The organism is Massilia aurea (genome assembly GCF_024753205.1).
Taxonomy (GTDB): Bacteria; Pseudomonadota; Gammaproteobacteria; order Burkholderiales; family Burkholderiaceae_D; genus Telluria; species Telluria aurea.
The window spans coordinates 555433-571517 of sequence record NZ_JANUGZ010000004.1 but is presented as its reverse complement, the minus strand read 5'-3'; the positions used below and the strand labels follow the sequence as shown (position 1 = coordinate 571517).

Here is a 16085-nt window from a genome sequence, read left to right as displayed (position 1 = left end):
CAACGATGGAAGCCATTTACACGGTACGTCATGCGTGCATATCCGATACCACTGAGTTGCTCGTTCTGATGCGCGAGCTGGCACGCTTCGAGGGCTATATAGAGCAATTTTGCGTGACCGAAAATGATTTACTTGAGCGTGGCCTGTGCGACGGATCGAGCCAGCAATTTATTGCGTTTGTTGCAGAAGCTGGCAATGGAGAGATGCTCGGCTATGCATTGGTTTATATGGTGCCATTCACATTTGATTTGCAACCGAACCTCATACTGAAAGAGTTATATGTCAGGGAAACCAGGCGTGGCATAGGTATCGGCCATGCCTTGATGGCAGCGGTGCTAGCCTCTGCAAAAAAACTCGGTTGCGCGCGTTTGAAGTGGGATGTATTGCAAAACAATACGTCGGCGCAAGCCTTCTATCGAAGCATCGGTGGATTACCGGACAGCGATTGGGAAAGCTGGATACGAGTGCTTGCTTGAGGTAATCGCAACATTGCCTACATCCATGCCGCTTTCGGCGCTCAATTGTCAGCGACTCTGTTCCAATTGCGGTGCGAACCTTCTTCGCCATTCCCGACAGCTGATCGCGGTCGTTGCCGATGTTGGTTACCTCGTGTTCGACGATCAAGTGGTGCTTGTGTCAGCCGCGTCAGCTCCACCAAATAGCGGCCAATATTGGCCTCGATTTCAACGCCCATCGGCTCTAGACCCATTTGCAGAGAAATCAACTCTCTTTGTAATGCTGGTTCCGGCTGAAAGACCGCTTCTGGCGAAAGCGGTTGTTCGATAGAAGCAAAGCTCCTCATCGTCATTGTGCACAACCTGCGTTATGCCGTCCTGCGCGTTACCCGGATACCACTCATCCGCTTTTCCCACCGCTCATCCCGCCAACCTGCCATTCATTTCTATCCGCTAGCCGCTCATCCCCTCAATCTCCAAGCTGCTTTACGCAGCGTTTCTACGCTTGCCAAAGCTGCGCTCCGACGCGCGCATTTTTATCGCCACTGAATCAAACCCGGAACCGTCATGCTATCCATAAAAGACCTCGACAAAACCTACGCCAACGGCGTGCATGCGATCGACCACGTCAGCCTGGACATCCCCACCGGCATGTTCGGCCTGCTCGGTCCGAACGGGGCCGGCAAGTCGTCACTGATGCGCACCATCGCCACCCTGCAGGAGCCGGACAGCGGCAGCATCCATTTCGACGGCGTCGACGTCGTCGCCGACAAAGGCAGCCTGCGGCGCCGCCTGGGCTACCTGCCGCAGGACTTCGGCGTGTATCCAAAGGTCAGCGCGCTCGAACTGTTGAATCACTTCGCGGTGCTGAAAGGTTTGGTCGGGCGCGGCGAACGCAAGGAGATGATCGAAGGCCTGCTGCACCAGACCAATCTGTGGGACGCCAGGAAGCGCAGTGTCGCCACCTATTCGGGCGGCATGCGCCAGCGCTTCGGCATCGCCCAAGCCCTGCTCGGCGCGCCGCAGCTGGTGATCGTCGACGAACCTACTGCCGGCCTCGATCCCCATGAACGCAACCGCTTCCTGAACCTGCTGGCGCGTATTAGTGAACAGGTGGTGGTGATTTTGTCGACCCATATCGTCGAGGACGTAACCGACCTCTGCCCGCGCATGGCCATGATCGCCAAAGGCAAGGTGCTAATTCAGGGCCATCCGCAAGACGCGATCTCGCTACTGGGCGCGCGGGTCTGGCGCCGCACCGTCGAGCAAGACCAGCTCGATCACTACAACAGCAAATTCACCGTGCTGTCCACGCGCCTGATCGGCGGCAAGCCGCAAATCAATGTGTTCGCCGCCGAGCAGCCCGACAGCGGCTTCGCCCAGGTCGATCCGAGTCTGGAAGACGTTTATTTCCTGCAGCTGCGCCAGTGCGCGGCGCAGGCGTGAAAAGGAGCCTATCATGTGGCTGGAATTTTTCCGCTTCGACCTACGCTACCATCTGCGCCAGCCGCTGTTCTGGATCGCCGCCGCTGTGTTGGCGGCGCTCGGCTTCATCACTGCAAGCTCGGCCTCAATGCGCGTCGGTGGCTCGATTGGCAACCTCCACCTGAACGCGCCCGTCGTCATCGCCAACCAGCTTGGCTTCCTGAGCCTGATCGCCATGTTCCTGGTCGCCGTGTTCATCGCCGGCGCCATCCTGCGCGACAGCGACGCCGGCATGGCCGACCTGCTGTTCGCTACCCCGGCAAGTAAGCTCGATTACCTGGCGGGACGCTTTCTGGCTGGCTTCGGCGTCTGCCTGGCGGTGTTTGCACTGGTCACGCTGGCGATGATGTTCGGCTCGCGCATGCCGTCAATCGATTCCGAACGCATCGGCGTGTTCACGCTGTACCCGTACGCCTGGGCTTTCGCCGTGCTGGTCGTGCCGAATCTGTTGTTCGTGGCCAGTCTTCTGCTGCTGCTGGCGGCGCTTACCCGGTCGTTAGTGATGGTGTACGCCGGCGTGTTGGGTTTTACGGTGTTGTGGGCAATGGCGGCTACGCTGTCGAGCGGCGGCAACGGCGAATCACTGGGGGTGCTGCTAGACCCGTTTGGAGTGCGGGCTTTGGCCCAAATGACACGCTACTATTCGAGCGCCCAAGCCAACACCGAAATACCCCGGCTGGCCGGTGTGCTACTGCTGAACCGCGTGCTCTGGACGGGCATAGCCATCTGCCTGTTCGCCCTCACCGTGGCCTGCTTCAAGACTGGACGCACTGACGCCGCCAAGCGCCGCTTTGGCATGCGCGCAGCACCCGTTGCAATGGCCGCTCTGCCGGTTACGGCGCCAGCTGCGCTCATGCTCTGCTTTGCGCCCCGCTTCGACCGCGCGGCCCTGGCCGCGCAATGGTGGCAGGTGCTGCGCTTCGAAACGCGTGGTGTGCTGCGCGGGCTGCCATTCCTGATCCTGCTGGCGTTGGCGCTGGCCAACTTCATTGCCAACTACACCATCGGCGGCATGCGCTTCGACAGCGTACCTTACCCACTCACGCGTGTGATCCTGGAGGAGCTGGGCGGCAGCATCAACACGGTGCTGGTGCTGGTGCTGATCTTCTACAGTGGCGAACTGGTGTTCCGCGACCGCCAGGTAAATATCGCCGACATCGGCGACGCCCTGCCGCTGCCCGACTGGCTACTGTTTAGCGCCAGGCTCGGTGCGCTGAGCGCCGTCATCCTCGCCTTCCTGGGCGCGGGCACTACCACCGGCATCGCCATTCAGCTGGTCAAGGGCGGCGCGCCGATCGAGGCGGGGTTGTACCTGAAAGGCCTCATGCTCAACGCCGCTTACTTCGTCATCATGGCCCCGGCCCTGCTGGCGCTGCATATGCTGGCGGGCAACAAATACTTGGGCTACCTGCTCGGCGTCGCGCTCCTGATGAATGGAGCCATTCTGGCCGGCTTCGGCATCGAGCACCCGCTGCTGCGCTTCGCCGCGCTGCCCGAACTGAGCTATTCGGACATGAACGGCTATGGCCACTTTCTGGCCGGCTGGCGCTGGTTCGCGCTGTACTGGATGCTGGGTGCGCTCGCGCTGCTGGTCCTGGCCCAGGCAGCACGCACGCGCGGTCGCGACGACGGCTGGCGCGCGCGCCTGCGCCAGGCCTCACGCTGCTTGCGCGGCAGGGCCGGCGCCGCGCTGGCGCTGTGCCTCGTCGGCTGGGCAGGCTGCGGTGCCTGGATCTTCTATAACACCAATGTGCTCAATCAGACCCTGTCGGCCAAGGCTGAGCTCGACTTGCGCGCCGACTACGAACAGCGCTACCACCGCTTTCTGGCGCTGCCCAATCCCAGCCTGACCAATGTACGCGCCGAGGTCGACATTTTCCCGCAACAACGGCGTGTGGCAATCCACGGACATTACGTGGTGCGCAACACCACCGCGCAACCAATGCGCACACTGCGCTTCCAGCTCGATCCGCGCGCTGCCACCACGCTACTGGCGCTGCCGCCGCACACTGTCACGCTCGACGACGCGCGCCATGGCATGCGCGTGGTCGAACTGCGCCAGGCGCTGGCACCCGGCGCCAGCCTGGCCTTCAGCTTCACAGCCGACGTGCGCCACCAGGGTTTCACGGCGCACGGCAAGCCGGACGGCATCAACCTTAACGGCACCATGTTCACTTCGGAAGACTACTTCCCGAAACTGGGCTACGTGCAGGCCAATCAAATCAGCGACCGCATCGAACGCCGCAAGCGTGGCCTGGGTGAGGCGCAGCGCATGCCGGCGCTGGACGACCCGGCAGCGCGCTCCAGCAACTTCTGGAAGCTGTTCGGCTTTGACACAGGTTTGATCGACTTCGAAACCATCATTTCGACCAGCGCCGACCAGACCGCAATCGCACCAGGTCGGCTGGAGCGCAGTTGGGAACACGATGGCCGTCGCTGGTTCCACTACAAGATGGACAAGCAGATCCTGCCGTTCTTCTCGTTCCAGTCAGCGCGCTATCAGTTGCGCAAGGCCCACTGGCGTGGCGTGCCGATCGAGGTGTATCACGACCCCAAGCATCCGTGGAACGTGGATACCATGATCAACGGCAGCCGGCGCGCGCTCGACTATTTCACCGAGCACTTCGGCTCCTATCCGCACCAGGCGTTACGCATCACCGAATTCCCGCTGTACCTGGCGTATGCACGCAGCTTCCCGAACACGATCCCGTTCTCGGAGTCGCTCGGTTTCGTCAACGACCTGCGCGGCGCCGGCAAGGACGGCGACGATGTGGACCACGTGTTCTACGTGACAGCGCATGAAGTAGCGCACCAGTGGTGGGGCGAACAGCTGATCCCGGCCAACGCCCAGGGCAGCGCGATGCTGGTCGAGTCGTTGGCCGAGTACTCGGCGCTGATGGTGCTTGAGAAAGAATTCGGCGCCGAAAAGACGCGCCGCATCCTGCGCTTTGACCTCGACCAGTATTTCTCGGGCCGCGGCAAGGAGCTGCTGGAAGAGCAGCCTCTGTTCAAGGTCGAGGATGGGCTGTACATCCCCTACCGCAAGGGCAGCCTGGTGTTCTATCGGCTGAGCAAGGAGCTCGGCGAAGCCACGCTCAACGCAGTGCTGCGCGACTTCCTCGAACGCCATCGCTACCAGCAAGCGCCGTATGTCACCAGCCGTGACCTGCTGGTCGCGATCCGCGCCGCCGCACCGCCGGAAAAGCAGGACCTGATTACCGACCTGTTCGAGCGCATCGTGTTCTACGATAACCGCATGCGCGCCGCCAGCGCGGTGCGCCGCGCCGACGGCAAGTGGGACGTCACGATGACACTGCAGCTGGCCAAGATCGAGGCCGACGGCAAGGGCAGGGAAACGCCGCGCGCCTATGACGAGCCGGTTGACCTGGCCTTGTTTGGCGCCGCTGTTGGCGGCAAGGAACGCGTGCTATGGCGCTCCGGGCGGAAGCTGGCAGCGGGCGAATCGACGCTGACCGTGACGGTCAACGAGAAGCCGCTCGAGGCCGGCGTCGATCCCTGGCACCTGCTGATCGACCGTGATACGGGCGACAACCGCAAGGCGGTCAGCCTGCCGTGAGGCGCGATGCGGCCGGACTCACAGGCCGCATCATAGTCCGTTCAGTTGCCTGAACTGAGCCGCGCGGCGGCGCGACATCGCCACCTTGAGGTCGCCCGTCAGGGTCAACACCATTCCGGCGCCGGGACCGGGCGCGATGCCCTGCACGAAGTCGAGGTTGACGATTTGGCGCCGGCTGGTGCGCAGGAAGCGCTCTGGATCAAGGCGCGCTTCGAGCTGGTTCAGGGAGCGCAGCAACAGGGGACGGTTCCCATCAAAGTACACGCGCGTGTAGTTGCCTTCGGACTCGAACAGCATGATCTGCTCGAGCGCCACAAACCAGCAGCGCTCGCCATCCTTGATGAACACCTTGCCGTCAGCCGCGCCCCGCTCGTGGACCGGCTGCGCCTTGTCCTCTGCGTTGTCCTCTGCCTTGTCCTCTGCCTTGTCCCGTGCGTTATTCTGCGTCTGTGCCTGTTCCTGTTCCGTCACCGCCGCCCGCGTCTCCAGGCGTGTGCCAAGTTTGCGCAAAGCATGCGCCAGGCGTGCCGGCTCGATCGGCTTGAGCAGGTAGTCGAGGGCACTGACGTCAAAGGCGCGCAGCGCATAGCCGTCGAAGGCCGTGGTGAAGATCACGGCCGGCGCCGTGTCGAGCGACGCCAGTATGTCGAAGCCGCTCCCGCCAGGCATCTGCACGTCGAGGAACACCAGGGCCGGCGCCAGCGTCTCAATTGCTGCGCGTGCCTCGCGCGGATTCGCCGCTTCGCCAACGATCACCAGCCCCGGATGCGCCGCCAGGAGGCGCCGCATCTCGTTGCGCGCCAGGCGCTCGTCGTCGACGATCAGCGTGCGCATGAGCTTCCCTGCGGCAACACGACCTGCGCTACCACCCAGCCATCTTCTTCGCTTAGCGTACAACTGGCGCCGGGACCGAACAGCAGCGCCAGGCGCTTGGAGGTATTGGCCAGTCCAAGCTTGGTGGAGGCGCTGGCCTCCTGCAAACTGCCCTCGTTGGCCACGGTCAGGATCACCTGCTGTCCGCGGCGGCGCGCCGTGACGTTCAGGCGGCAGGGGCCGAGGGCCAGTTCGACGCCATGCTTGACGGCGTTCTCCACCAGGGTCTGCAGCGCCATCGGCGGCAGCATCTCGTCGTACAGTCCAGGGGCAATGTCCACCTCAGCCTGCAGGCGCTCTTCGAAGCGGTAGCGTTCAATGGCGAGATAGGCGTGCACCGCCGCCACCTCGTCGGCCAGGCGCACTGTCGGTGCCTGGCCGCTGCGCAGGCTGTGGCGCATCAGGCTGGCTAGTTGGCTTATCGCTTGCGCCGCGGTGTTATGGTCCTGATAGATCAGTGCACGGATGCTGTTCAGGCTATTGAAGAAGAAATGGGGATTGACCTGTGCCTGCAGCGCGCGCAGTTCGGCATCCTTGACACTCACCTCGAGCTCGAGCTTTTCCAGTTCGAAGCGCAGCGCGCGGCGGCGCGACAGAACCACCGCGTACATCAAGGTCCACATCAGGAACACGGCACTCCACAGCACGGACAGGCCAATGATGACGGCAGGGGCATCCTCGTCGTCGATCAGGATGCCATCGCGTATCAGGACATCGGCGCACACCAGGAACGCGACCTGCAGTACGCTCAGGACGACTACCCCGAGCACGATGTGCGGCACCGGCGCCGCGCCGTTGCGGTCGATCCAACCGCGCCTGCGCAGGAAGATGCGCCAGCAATGCGACAGGAACAGACCGTTGATCATCACCAGCACCTTCACCGCCGACATGCGCAGCATCGGCTCGAGCGCGCCCTGGCCTGAAGCGAGCACGCTCATCGTCGTCAATATGCCCCAACCCGCGCACTGGCAGAGCCAGTAATCGCGTCGGGAGTGGACAGACCTGGCCGCTGGGGTCGGGATTTCGCTGCTTGCCGGTGAAACAAAGGAAGAACGCTCGGGAGCTGCGATCGGCACGGTCATGACGTAGGGGCTACGTGGATGTAAAGATGCAAGACGTCAGGATAACATTGTTATAAGGCCATAAACCGGCCGTTGAGCTCGACATATCAGATCGCCAAGCCCGAAAAATCGCGGATTGTCTCGACTGCTTGAGATGCCACGCCCGCCCTGGCTGATGCGAGAACGAAGGTCCGCTCCTGGGCCGAAAGCTGCCGGTCAGTATGGCTCAGTGTACAAGCATGTTGCCGCCAGACGAAGCAACAGATTTTGTCATGCGTTCTAACCTGTCACGCCTGCTGCGCCGTCGGCGCGCCGGTCGCCGGCTCCAGCAAGTGGCCACTCAACCAGCGCGCCACTTCCGCCGCCCTGCCCTCGATCTGCGGGCCGAAACCCTCCCTGGCCAGCAGCGCAATCCCGTTCGGATTGCGCAGCACACCCTTCTGCAGCACCGGCCGGCCGCTGGTCGTATCGATGCAGATGGCGTCAAACCCCGCCTGCAGCAGCGGCGCAAGCACCAGATTGTGCGACGACACCAGCACCAGGTCGTGCCTCGACAACTGCTCGAGCACCGCAGCGGCGGCAGACACCGACTCAAGATGGTTCGTGCCGCGAAACACCTCGTCGATCAGGCACACGCCCGCCGGCTGGCCGGCTGCTTCGAGCAGTTCGCGGGCACGGCGCAACTCCGCCATGTACAGGCTCTCGCCGCCCAGCAGCGAATCCTCGTTCTGCATGCTGGCGCGTACCGGCACGGCGGGCAGGCGCGCCCGCGTGGCGTAGCAGAAGCCGAACGCACGCGCCGCGAGCAGGTTCAGGCCCACCATGCGCAGGAAGGTACTCTTGCCCGACGCGTTCTGGCCCGAGACGAATGCGCCGCGCTCATGCAGCGACAATGACAGCGGCGCCGGCTGCGCCATCAACGGATGCACGCCATCCTCCAGCAGCAGCTCACGCGCCCCGCCACGTTCGGCCCAGCACCAGCGCGGCATCGCGTGCAGGTGCCGCGCCAGTGCCACGTCGGCTTCCAGATTGGCGCACGCCAGATAGCACTCACGCAGAAACGCGCGCTGCCCGAACACGATGCGCGCCGTCCGGAAGTAATGCGCGATATTCCCGGCAGCGAACCAGTCGGCATACTGCCTGCCGCCCGGGATCATGCGCAGCGCGAACGGCCGGTCGAGGCGCACGTGCAGGCGCGCGGCGGTCGCGCGCGCCGCCACGAACGGTTCGGTCAACGCCCCGCCATCCTTGCCGAGCAGGCCAACGGTAGCAAGCAGCGCGCCCAGCGAGCGGATGGTGGCGGTCCAGGCCTCGATCTCCTGGTGATAGCGGATCTGCAGCGCCATCAGCGGCGTGAGTGCAGCCAGCGTCAGCATCCAGCCCAGCGGCAACGTCACCAGCGCGGCGACCGACACCAGCAGCAGGACCGGCAGCAGCCATAACCAGCGCGCCCACCACGGCGTCCCCGGCGGCGTCTCGCCAAACAGCAGCGCGCTCACGTCGACATCCGCATGGCGCAGCATCCGCAGTTGCGCGTCCAGCGCGGCCAAGTGTGCAGGGTCCGCGATCAGGCCTTGCAGGCGCATGCGCTGGGCGCTGCAGGCCGCATCGTCCACGCCCGCGCGCAGGCGCCGGTGCAGCACCTGGCGGCCGAAGATGCTGGCATCGGGCGCCAGCTTGTCCTCGAACGATGGCAGCAACAGGTCGTCCCAGGTCTGGGCATCGATGCTGGTGCGGTTGGGGCCATCCTGATCGTGCAGACGCCCGATGTCCTGTAGTGTGAAAAAGTGGTTCGGAGGCGGCACGGTCGATGGCGCCAGTGTGGCGATGGCGGAACGCCAGAGATGCTGCAGGTGGTCGAACGACGACGACAAGGTCAGTCCTGAAAAGAGCCGGCGGCGCCGGTTGCAAGGTGCATGTGTAGACGGCATAGGGAACTTGCAAGAAGGAAAACGTTCCAGTGGCGAAATTATCTTTTTTGCATAATGAACGCTCCTGCAGAGAATGTTCGTTTCCCAACATACCGAGGCGGTAAACACTGGCACGATGCCTTCTTGACCATCTCTATAACAATGTCCATGAAAGGCAGGCCCTCCATGAAACGCGCTTCGCTCGCCGCCGCACTATGCCTCGTGTTCGGCTCCGCCACCGCCCAGCAGGGCGATGGCACCCAGTTCTCCACCAAGATCAACGTCTGGAAGCCCAACAAGGTCGAAGCGACGCCCGAGCGGATCCGTGCACTCAAGGCGCCGCCCGGCTTCACGGTCAGTGCGTTTGCAACAGGCCTGAAAAACGCCCGCATCATCGCCGTCGCGCCCAGCGGCGACATCTATGTGAGCCGTCGTGACCAGGGCGACGTGCTGCTGCTGCGCGACACCAACAACGACGGGCGCGCCGACGGCGAGCCGATCACGGTGGCCAACCGCACCGGCGCGCATGGCCTGGCGATCCGCGACAACAAGCTGTATCTGGTGACGGTCAAGGAACTGTTCGTGGCCGACATCCAGAAGGATGGCCGCCTGGGCGAACTCAAGATGCTGATTGGCGACTTGCCGGACTCGGGCCAACACCCAAACCGCACGATGGCCTTCGGCCCGGACGGCATGCTGTACCTGAGCGTGGGCAGCACCTGCAATACCTGCAACGAAAGCAATCCCGAAAACGCCACGCTGCTGCGCATTTCGCCAGACGGCAAGCAGCGCACCATCTTCGCCAGCGGCCTGCGCAACCTGATCGGCTACGCCTGGCATCCGACGACGGGCGAGCTGTGGGGCTTCGACCATGGCATCGACTTCCTTGGCGACGACGTGCAGGCCGAGGAGATCAACAAGATCGAACTGGGTAAACAGTATGGCTGGCCGCACGTGTATGGCGCCAATGAGATCTACCCGCAAAGCACGCCCGTGGGCGAGATCACCAAGGAGCAGTGGAAAGCGCGCAGCACGCCGATGGTGCTCGGGTACACGGCGCACGCAGCGCCGATGCAGTGGGTGTTCGGCGCCGGCAGCGCGTTCCCGACCGAGTACCAGGGCGATGCCTTCGTGACGATGCGCGGCTCGTGGAACCGGGTGCCGGCATCGGGCTACGAAATCGTGCGCGTGCGCTACCAGAACGGCCAGCCGACGAAGGTCGAGCCGTTCGTCACGGGCTTCCTGACTGACGGCGGCAAGACCCACATCGCACGCCCGGTCGGACTGGCGATGGCGAAGGACGGTTCGCTCTTGATGGCGGACGATGCCAACGGCGTGATCTATCGGGTCGCCTACACCGGCGGCAAGGCTGGCGCTGTGGCCAGCACACCGGCAAAAGCCCCGGCAGGCCCGCTCGAACAGCAAACCAGCAAGGGCACCAACGTGCCGCTGGCGCTCAAGCGTCCCGAGACCGAGGCCAAGGGGCAGATGACGGTATCGTCGCCAAGCTTTGCGGCCAACGGCATGATGAACGAGCGCTATACCGAGTACGCCGATGGCGTCTCGCCGGCGCTGTCGTGGAAAGCGGTGGCCGGTGCGAAGTCGTACGTGATCATCGCGGAAGACCCGGACGCCAAACCGGCCCTGCCCTTCGTGCACTGGGTGATGTGGAATATCCCGGCCAATGTCACGAGCGTGCCGGAAGGCGTTCAGGAGCAAGCCCGCCTGTCGGATCCGGATGGCGTGCTGCAGGGCCTGACGACGCGCGGTTCGCCGGGCTACTACGGACCGAAGCCGCCACCGGGTGAAGCGGCGCACCGCTATCACTTCCAGGTGATGGCGCTTGACACGATGCTGGACGTGCCGTTTGGCGCCGACCGCGATCAGGTGCTGACCGCGATGAAGGGCCATGTGCTGGCCAAGGGCGAAGTCGTCGGCAAGTACGCGCAGAAGCAGAAGCCACAGAAGTAAACCCTGACCGGCGGCCGTGTCCGCGGTCGCCCGGACGGACACCGCGGACAGCGGTGTCCGCGACTGCCCTCCATACGAATCAATGACTTAATGTCTGGCACGGATCGTGCAATAACGACCATCACACCGTCGTTACTGGACCACCATGATCCCCGAGCCATCCCGGCAGGACACCACCCTGACGCCGCCCCCGGCGCAACGATTCAAGCGCCGCGCCTTGATGATCGGCGCGGCCGCTGCGCTTGTCGCCGTCAGCGCCACGCTGTACGCCGCCTGGAACAACAGCGAACATAGTGTCTCGGCCAGCCGCATCCGCATCGCCGAGGTGGCGCGCGGCACGCTGGTGCGCGACGCCGCCGTCAATGGCCGCGTCGTGGCCGCCGTCAGCCCTACCCTGTATGCGACCGCGCCGGCTACCGTCAACCTGAAGGTCGCCGCCGGCGACACGGTCAAGAAGGGCGACGTGCTGGCGCTGCTCGAATCGCCCGACCTGACCGATGCCCTGAAACGTGAAGTGTCGACCTGGGAGCAGCTCAAGGCCGAAGTCGCGCGCCAGCACATCCTGTCGCGCAAGCAGAAGCTGCTGGCCCAGCGCGAAGCCGACACCGCCGAGATCGACCGCCTGTCGGCCCAGCGCACGCTGGAGCGCTACGACAGCGTTGGCCAGATCGGCATCATCGCCAAGATCGACTACCAGAAGGCCAGGGATGCGGTCAATTCGGCCGGCATCCGCGCCCGCCACGCCAGGCAGGCCGCCGCGCTCGAAGGGGACGACGTCGAACTGGCGATCAAGACCAAGACCAATGAACTGGAACGCCAGCGCCTGTCGATGGCCAATGCCCAGCGCCGCGTCGACGAACTGACCGTGCGCGCGCCGGTCGATGGCTTCATCGGCACGCTCAATGTACAGCACCGGATGGTGGTCGCGGCCAACGCGCCCTTGATGACGCTGGTGGATCTGTCGCGGCTGGAAGTCGAACTGGAAGTGCCCGAAACCTACGCCGGCGACATGGGCCTGGGCATGCGCGCCGAGATTACCCTGCCGTCGGGGCGCGCCACCGGCACGCTGTCGGCGCTGTCGCCCGAGGTGGTCAAGAACCAGGTACTGGCGCGGGTGCGCTTCGATGGCGCGCAGCCGACTGGCCTGCGCCAGAGCCAGCGCGTCAGCGCGCGCCTGCTGATCGAGGAAAAACCGGACGTGCTGATGGTGCAGCGCGGCCCGTTTGTCGAGAACGAGGGTGGGCGCCATGCCTATGTAATGCACGACGGCGTCGCCGTGCGCACGCCGATCCGGATCGGCGCCACCAGTATCTCGGCCGTTGAAATCATCGACGGCCTGAAAGCCGGCGACAAGGTGGTGGTGTCGGGCACCGATGCCTTCGACAATGCCGCACGCGTCTCAATCAATCAATGAACCACGGAGCCAGACTATGCTGCGCATGACCAACCTGAGCAAGGTGTACCGCACCCACATGATCGAGACGCACGCGCTGCGCGGCTTCGCGATCCACGTCAGCCAGGGCGAATTCGTCACCGTGACCGGCCCCTCCGGTTCGGGCAAGACGAGCTTCCTGAACATCGCCGGCCTGCTCGAAGACTTCACGTCAGGCGAATTCATTCTCGACGGCGTGAACGTCAAGGGCCTGGACGACGCAGCGCGCTCGCGCCTGCGCAACGAAAAGCTCGGCTTCATCTTTCAGGGATTCAACCTGATCCCCGACCTGAACCTGTTCGACAACGTCGACGTGCCGCTGCGCTACCGCGGCTTCAATGCGCGCGAGCGCAAGGAGCGTATCGAGGACGCCCTCGGCAAGGTGGGCCTGGCCTCGCGCATGAAGCACTACCCGGCCGAACTCTCGGGCGGCCAGCAGCAGCGCGTGGCGATCGCGCGCGCACTGGCCGGCAGTCCGAAACTGCTGCTGGCCGATGAACCGACCGGCAATCTCGATACGCAGATGGCGCGCGGCGTGATGGAACTGCTCGAAGAAATCAATGCGGCCGGCACCACCATTTTGATGGTGACCCATGACCCGGAACTGGCCGTGCGCACCCACCGCAACGTGCACATCATCGATGGCCAGGTGTCGGATCTGGTGCGGCGCGCCCCGTCGCTGCACCAGGCCCATACCGACGTCACGGCATAAGGAGCGGCGATGCTCGGCTATTACCTGATGCTTGGCGTGCGCAGCCTGCGCCGCAATCCGTATCTCACCGTGCTGATGGTGCTGACGCTGGCGATCGGCGTGGCGGCCAGCGTGTCCACGCTGACCATCCTGCACGTGATGTCGGGCGACCCGATTCCGGCCAAGAGCGAGCGCCTGTTCGTGCCGTTCATCGACAACGGCGCGCGCAACGGTTACGTCCCTGGATCGGAGCCGATCGATATGCAGTCAACGTACCAGGACGCGATGAATTTGCTGCGCATCGCGCCTGCCGAACGTGGTGTGGCCATGTTCGCCACTGGTATGCCGGTCGAGCCGCCACGCGCCGGCAGCGCCCCGTTCCAGGCGTATGGCCTGGCGCCGACACGTACATTCTTCGCGATGTTCGACGTGCCGTTCCGGTACGGCCAGCCGTGGAGTGAAGAAGACGAAGCGCGCGGCGCCAATGTGGTGATCCTGAACCGCACCGTGGCCGAAAAAATGTTCGGCGAGGCCAACCCGGTGGGCCAGCGCCTGCGCATAGGCGGCGAACCGTTCACCGTGGTGGGGGTACTGGGCGACTGGAACCCGATGCCGCGCTACTACAAGCTGATCGGAAGCGGCCCGGCCACAGGGGAAGAATTCATGATCCCGCTGGCCACCGCCGTGCGCAAGGAACTGCAGCCTTACGGCAGCGTCAATTGCAGCCAGGTCCGCGATCCGGGCTATGCCAGCCTGCTGGCCTCGGAGTGCACCTGGATCCAGCTGTGGTTCGAGACCCGCTCCGGCGCCGATCGCGCCGACCTGCAGGGCGCGCTCGAGAATTACGCCAGCGAGCAGCGCAAGCTGGGCCGCCTGCCGCGCCCGGCGCCGGTCGAACTGTACGACGTCATGGCATGGATGGAAAAGCAAAAAGTGGTCGGCAACGACACCCGCTTGTCGGCCTGGCTCGCCTTCGGCTTTTTGGCCCTGTGCCTGGTCAACACGGTCGGCCTGCTGCTGGCGAAGTTCTCGGTACGCGCCGCCGAAGTGGGCGTGCGCCGCGCCCTGGGTGCGTCGAAGCGCGACATATTCCGCCAGTTCCTGATCGAGACGGGCGTGGTGGGCCTGGCCGGCGGCGTGCTGGGACTGGGGCTGGCCGTCGGCGCGCTGGCCCTGATCGGCATGCAGAGCAAGGACATGGCCGCCGTGGCGCGCATGGACTGGCAAATGCTGGCCCTGACCTTCGTGCTGTCGATTGCGGCTGCAGTGATCGCGGGCCTGCTGCCGACCTGGCGCGCGTGCCAGGTCACGCCTGCCATCCAGCTCAAATCGCAATGAACGCCGTTCACCACACCATCACGGGAGACTGACCATGGAAATCCGCCCCATCCTGTCGGCGCTCATGCGCAACAAGACCGGCCCCATTCTGGTGGCCATGCAGGTCGCCCTGAGCCTGGCGATCCTGGCCAACGCCCTGCACATCGTCAATGAGCGGCGCGCCGTGGCGGCGCGGCCATCGGGGCTGCAGGACGAAGCCGCGACCTTCTATTTTTCGCTGCGTCATCTGAACCAGGACACGCCGGAACAGATGCTCGCCTCGATCAGGCGCGAGCTCCAGGTGCTGCACGCGGTGCCGGGCATGGCGGCGGTGGCGCAGGTGTCGCAGATGCCGATGTCGAACAGCGGCGGCACGTCCAGCATCGCGGCCGATCCGCGCCAGGCGCGCGAAAGCGCCTACGCATCGACCTATTTCACGGGCGACTCGCTGGTCAGGGCTCTGGGCCTGCAACTGGTCGAAGGGCGCGATTTTTCCAGCCAGGACATCCTGGATGTGAACGAAACGACCAACGCCGGGGAGCCAACGCAGATGATCGTGACGCGCGCCCTGGCCAGCAAGCTGTGGCCCGGCGCATCGGCGGTGGGCAAGTCCCTGTACTTCGGTACCGGCGACAGCACGCCAAGCGCCCGGGTGATCGGCGTGGTCGAGCGCCTGGCGAGCGCCCACGCCGAGGTAGGCGAGCGTGGCGAATTTTCGATGATCATGCCCGCACGGCATTATGGCAGTGGGGGCGCGATGTATGCGATGCGCAGCGAACCGGGGCAGCGCGACCGCGTGATGCAGGCCGCCGAGCAGGCGCTGCGCGCATCGTCGGCCACCCCAATGATCCTGCGCATCAAGACGACCCAGGAAGACCGCAAGAACCGCTACCGCGCCGACCTTGCGTTGTCGTGGATGCTGGTGACGGTGAGCGTGCTGCTGCTCCTGGTCACCTGCAGCGGCATCGTCGGCATGGCCAGCCTGTGGGTAACCCAGCGCCGCAAGCAGATCGGCGTGCGGCGTGCCCTTGGCGCGCGCAAGATCGACATCCTGCGCTACTTCATCGTCGAGAACGTGGTGATCACGAGCGTCGGCGTGGCTGGTGGTGTGCTGCTGGGCGTGGGCCTGAATCAGCTCCTGGTGACGAAGCTCGACATGGCGCGCCTGCCGGTGGCCTACCTGATCGGCGGCGCGCTGATGTTCTGGGTGATCGGCATCCTGGCGGCGTATGGCCCGGCCTGGCGCGCAGCGCGCATCTCGCCGGCGCTGGCCACCCGCAGCCTGTGAGGGGGCGCGCGGGTGCTATGCTGGC

Annotated in this window: 12 protein-coding genes; 8 read left to right on the top strand and 4 right to left on the bottom strand. The window is 64.5% G+C overall.

Annotated elements, in window-relative coordinates; all coding sequences use genetic code 11:
• The first annotated feature begins 5 nt into the window (after nucleotides 1-5).
• Nucleotides 6-476, top strand: a complete 471-nt coding sequence (locus NX775_RS17550) for a GNAT family N-acetyltransferase (protein WP_258837155.1) — start codon at nucleotides 6-8, stop codon at nucleotides 474-476.
• 41 nt (nucleotides 477-517) lie between these two features.
• Here the strand turns inward: NX775_RS17550 and NX775_RS17545 are convergent, their stop codons facing one another.
• Nucleotides 518-808: a hypothetical protein gene (locus NX775_RS17545; protein ID WP_258837154.1), complete on the bottom strand. Its 291-nt coding sequence runs from the start codon at nucleotides 806-808 to the stop codon at nucleotides 518-520.
• Between the two features lie 214 nt (nucleotides 809-1022).
• Here NX775_RS17545 and NX775_RS17540 point away from each other — a divergent pair, with 214 nt between their 5' ends.
• Nucleotides 1023-1901 carry an ABC transporter ATP-binding protein gene (locus tag NX775_RS17540; RefSeq protein ID WP_258837153.1) on the top strand — a complete coding sequence of 293 codons (879 nt, stop codon included), beginning with the start codon at nucleotides 1023-1025 and terminating at the stop codon, nucleotides 1899-1901.
• A gap of 13 nt (nucleotides 1902-1914) precedes the next feature.
• Nucleotides 1915-5517: an ABC transporter permease/M1 family aminopeptidase gene (locus tag NX775_RS17535; RefSeq protein WP_258837152.1), complete on the top strand. Its 3603-nt coding sequence runs from the start codon at nucleotides 1915-1917 to the stop codon at nucleotides 5515-5517.
• Nucleotides 5518-5547: 30 nt separating this feature from the next.
• Here the strand turns inward: NX775_RS17535 and NX775_RS17530 are convergent, their stop codons facing one another.
• The 3 genes from NX775_RS17530 to NX775_RS17520 form a co-directional block, all read right to left on the bottom strand.
• Nucleotides 5548-6351 carry a LytR/AlgR family response regulator transcription factor gene (locus NX775_RS17530; protein ID WP_258837151.1) on the bottom strand — a complete coding sequence of 268 codons (804 nt, stop codon included), beginning with the start codon at nucleotides 6349-6351 and terminating at the stop codon, nucleotides 5548-5550.
• The gene (locus NX775_RS17525; protein WP_258837150.1) at nucleotides 6339-7328 is read right to left on the bottom strand and encodes a sensor histidine kinase; all 990 of its coding nucleotides are present in this window, start codon (nucleotides 7326-7328) and stop codon (nucleotides 6339-6341) included. The genes NX775_RS17530 and NX775_RS17525 overlap by 13 nt, the downstream gene beginning before the upstream one ends.
• Nucleotides 7329-7738: 410 nt before the next feature.
• Nucleotides 7739-9325 carry a MutS-related protein gene (locus NX775_RS17520; protein WP_258837149.1) on the bottom strand — a complete coding sequence of 529 codons (1587 nt, stop codon included), beginning with the start codon at nucleotides 9323-9325 and terminating at the stop codon, nucleotides 7739-7741.
• 222 nt (nucleotides 9326-9547) lie between these two features.
• Here NX775_RS17520 and NX775_RS17515 point away from each other — a divergent pair, with 222 nt between their 5' ends.
• The 5 genes from NX775_RS17515 (at nucleotide 9548) to NX775_RS17495 (ending at nucleotide 16060) form a co-directional block, all read left to right on the top strand.
• Nucleotides 9548-11332, top strand: a complete 1785-nt coding sequence (locus NX775_RS17515; RefSeq protein WP_258837148.1) for a YbhB/YbcL family Raf kinase inhibitor-like protein — start codon at nucleotides 9548-9550, stop codon at nucleotides 11330-11332.
• Between the two features lie 145 nt (nucleotides 11333-11477).
• The gene (locus tag NX775_RS17510) at nucleotides 11478-12746 is read left to right on the top strand and encodes an efflux RND transporter periplasmic adaptor subunit (RefSeq protein ID WP_258837147.1); all 1269 of its coding nucleotides are present in this window, start codon (nucleotides 11478-11480) and stop codon (nucleotides 12744-12746) included.
• 16 nt (nucleotides 12747-12762) lie between these two features.
• Nucleotides 12763-13476 (top strand): ABC transporter ATP-binding protein, encoded by a 714-nt coding sequence (locus NX775_RS17505; RefSeq protein ID WP_258837146.1) that lies wholly within the window; start codon nucleotides 12763-12765, stop codon nucleotides 13474-13476.
• Between the two features lie 9 nt (nucleotides 13477-13485).
• The gene (locus NX775_RS17500; protein WP_258837145.1) at nucleotides 13486-14793 is read left to right on the top strand and encodes an ABC transporter permease; all 1308 of its coding nucleotides are present in this window, start codon (nucleotides 13486-13488) and stop codon (nucleotides 14791-14793) included.
• Nucleotides 14794-14827: 34 nt separating this feature from the next.
• Nucleotides 14828-16060 (top strand): ABC transporter permease, encoded by a 1233-nt coding sequence (locus NX775_RS17495; RefSeq protein ID WP_258837144.1) that lies wholly within the window; start codon nucleotides 14828-14830, stop codon nucleotides 16058-16060.
• Nucleotides 16061-16085: the final 25 nt, after the last annotated feature.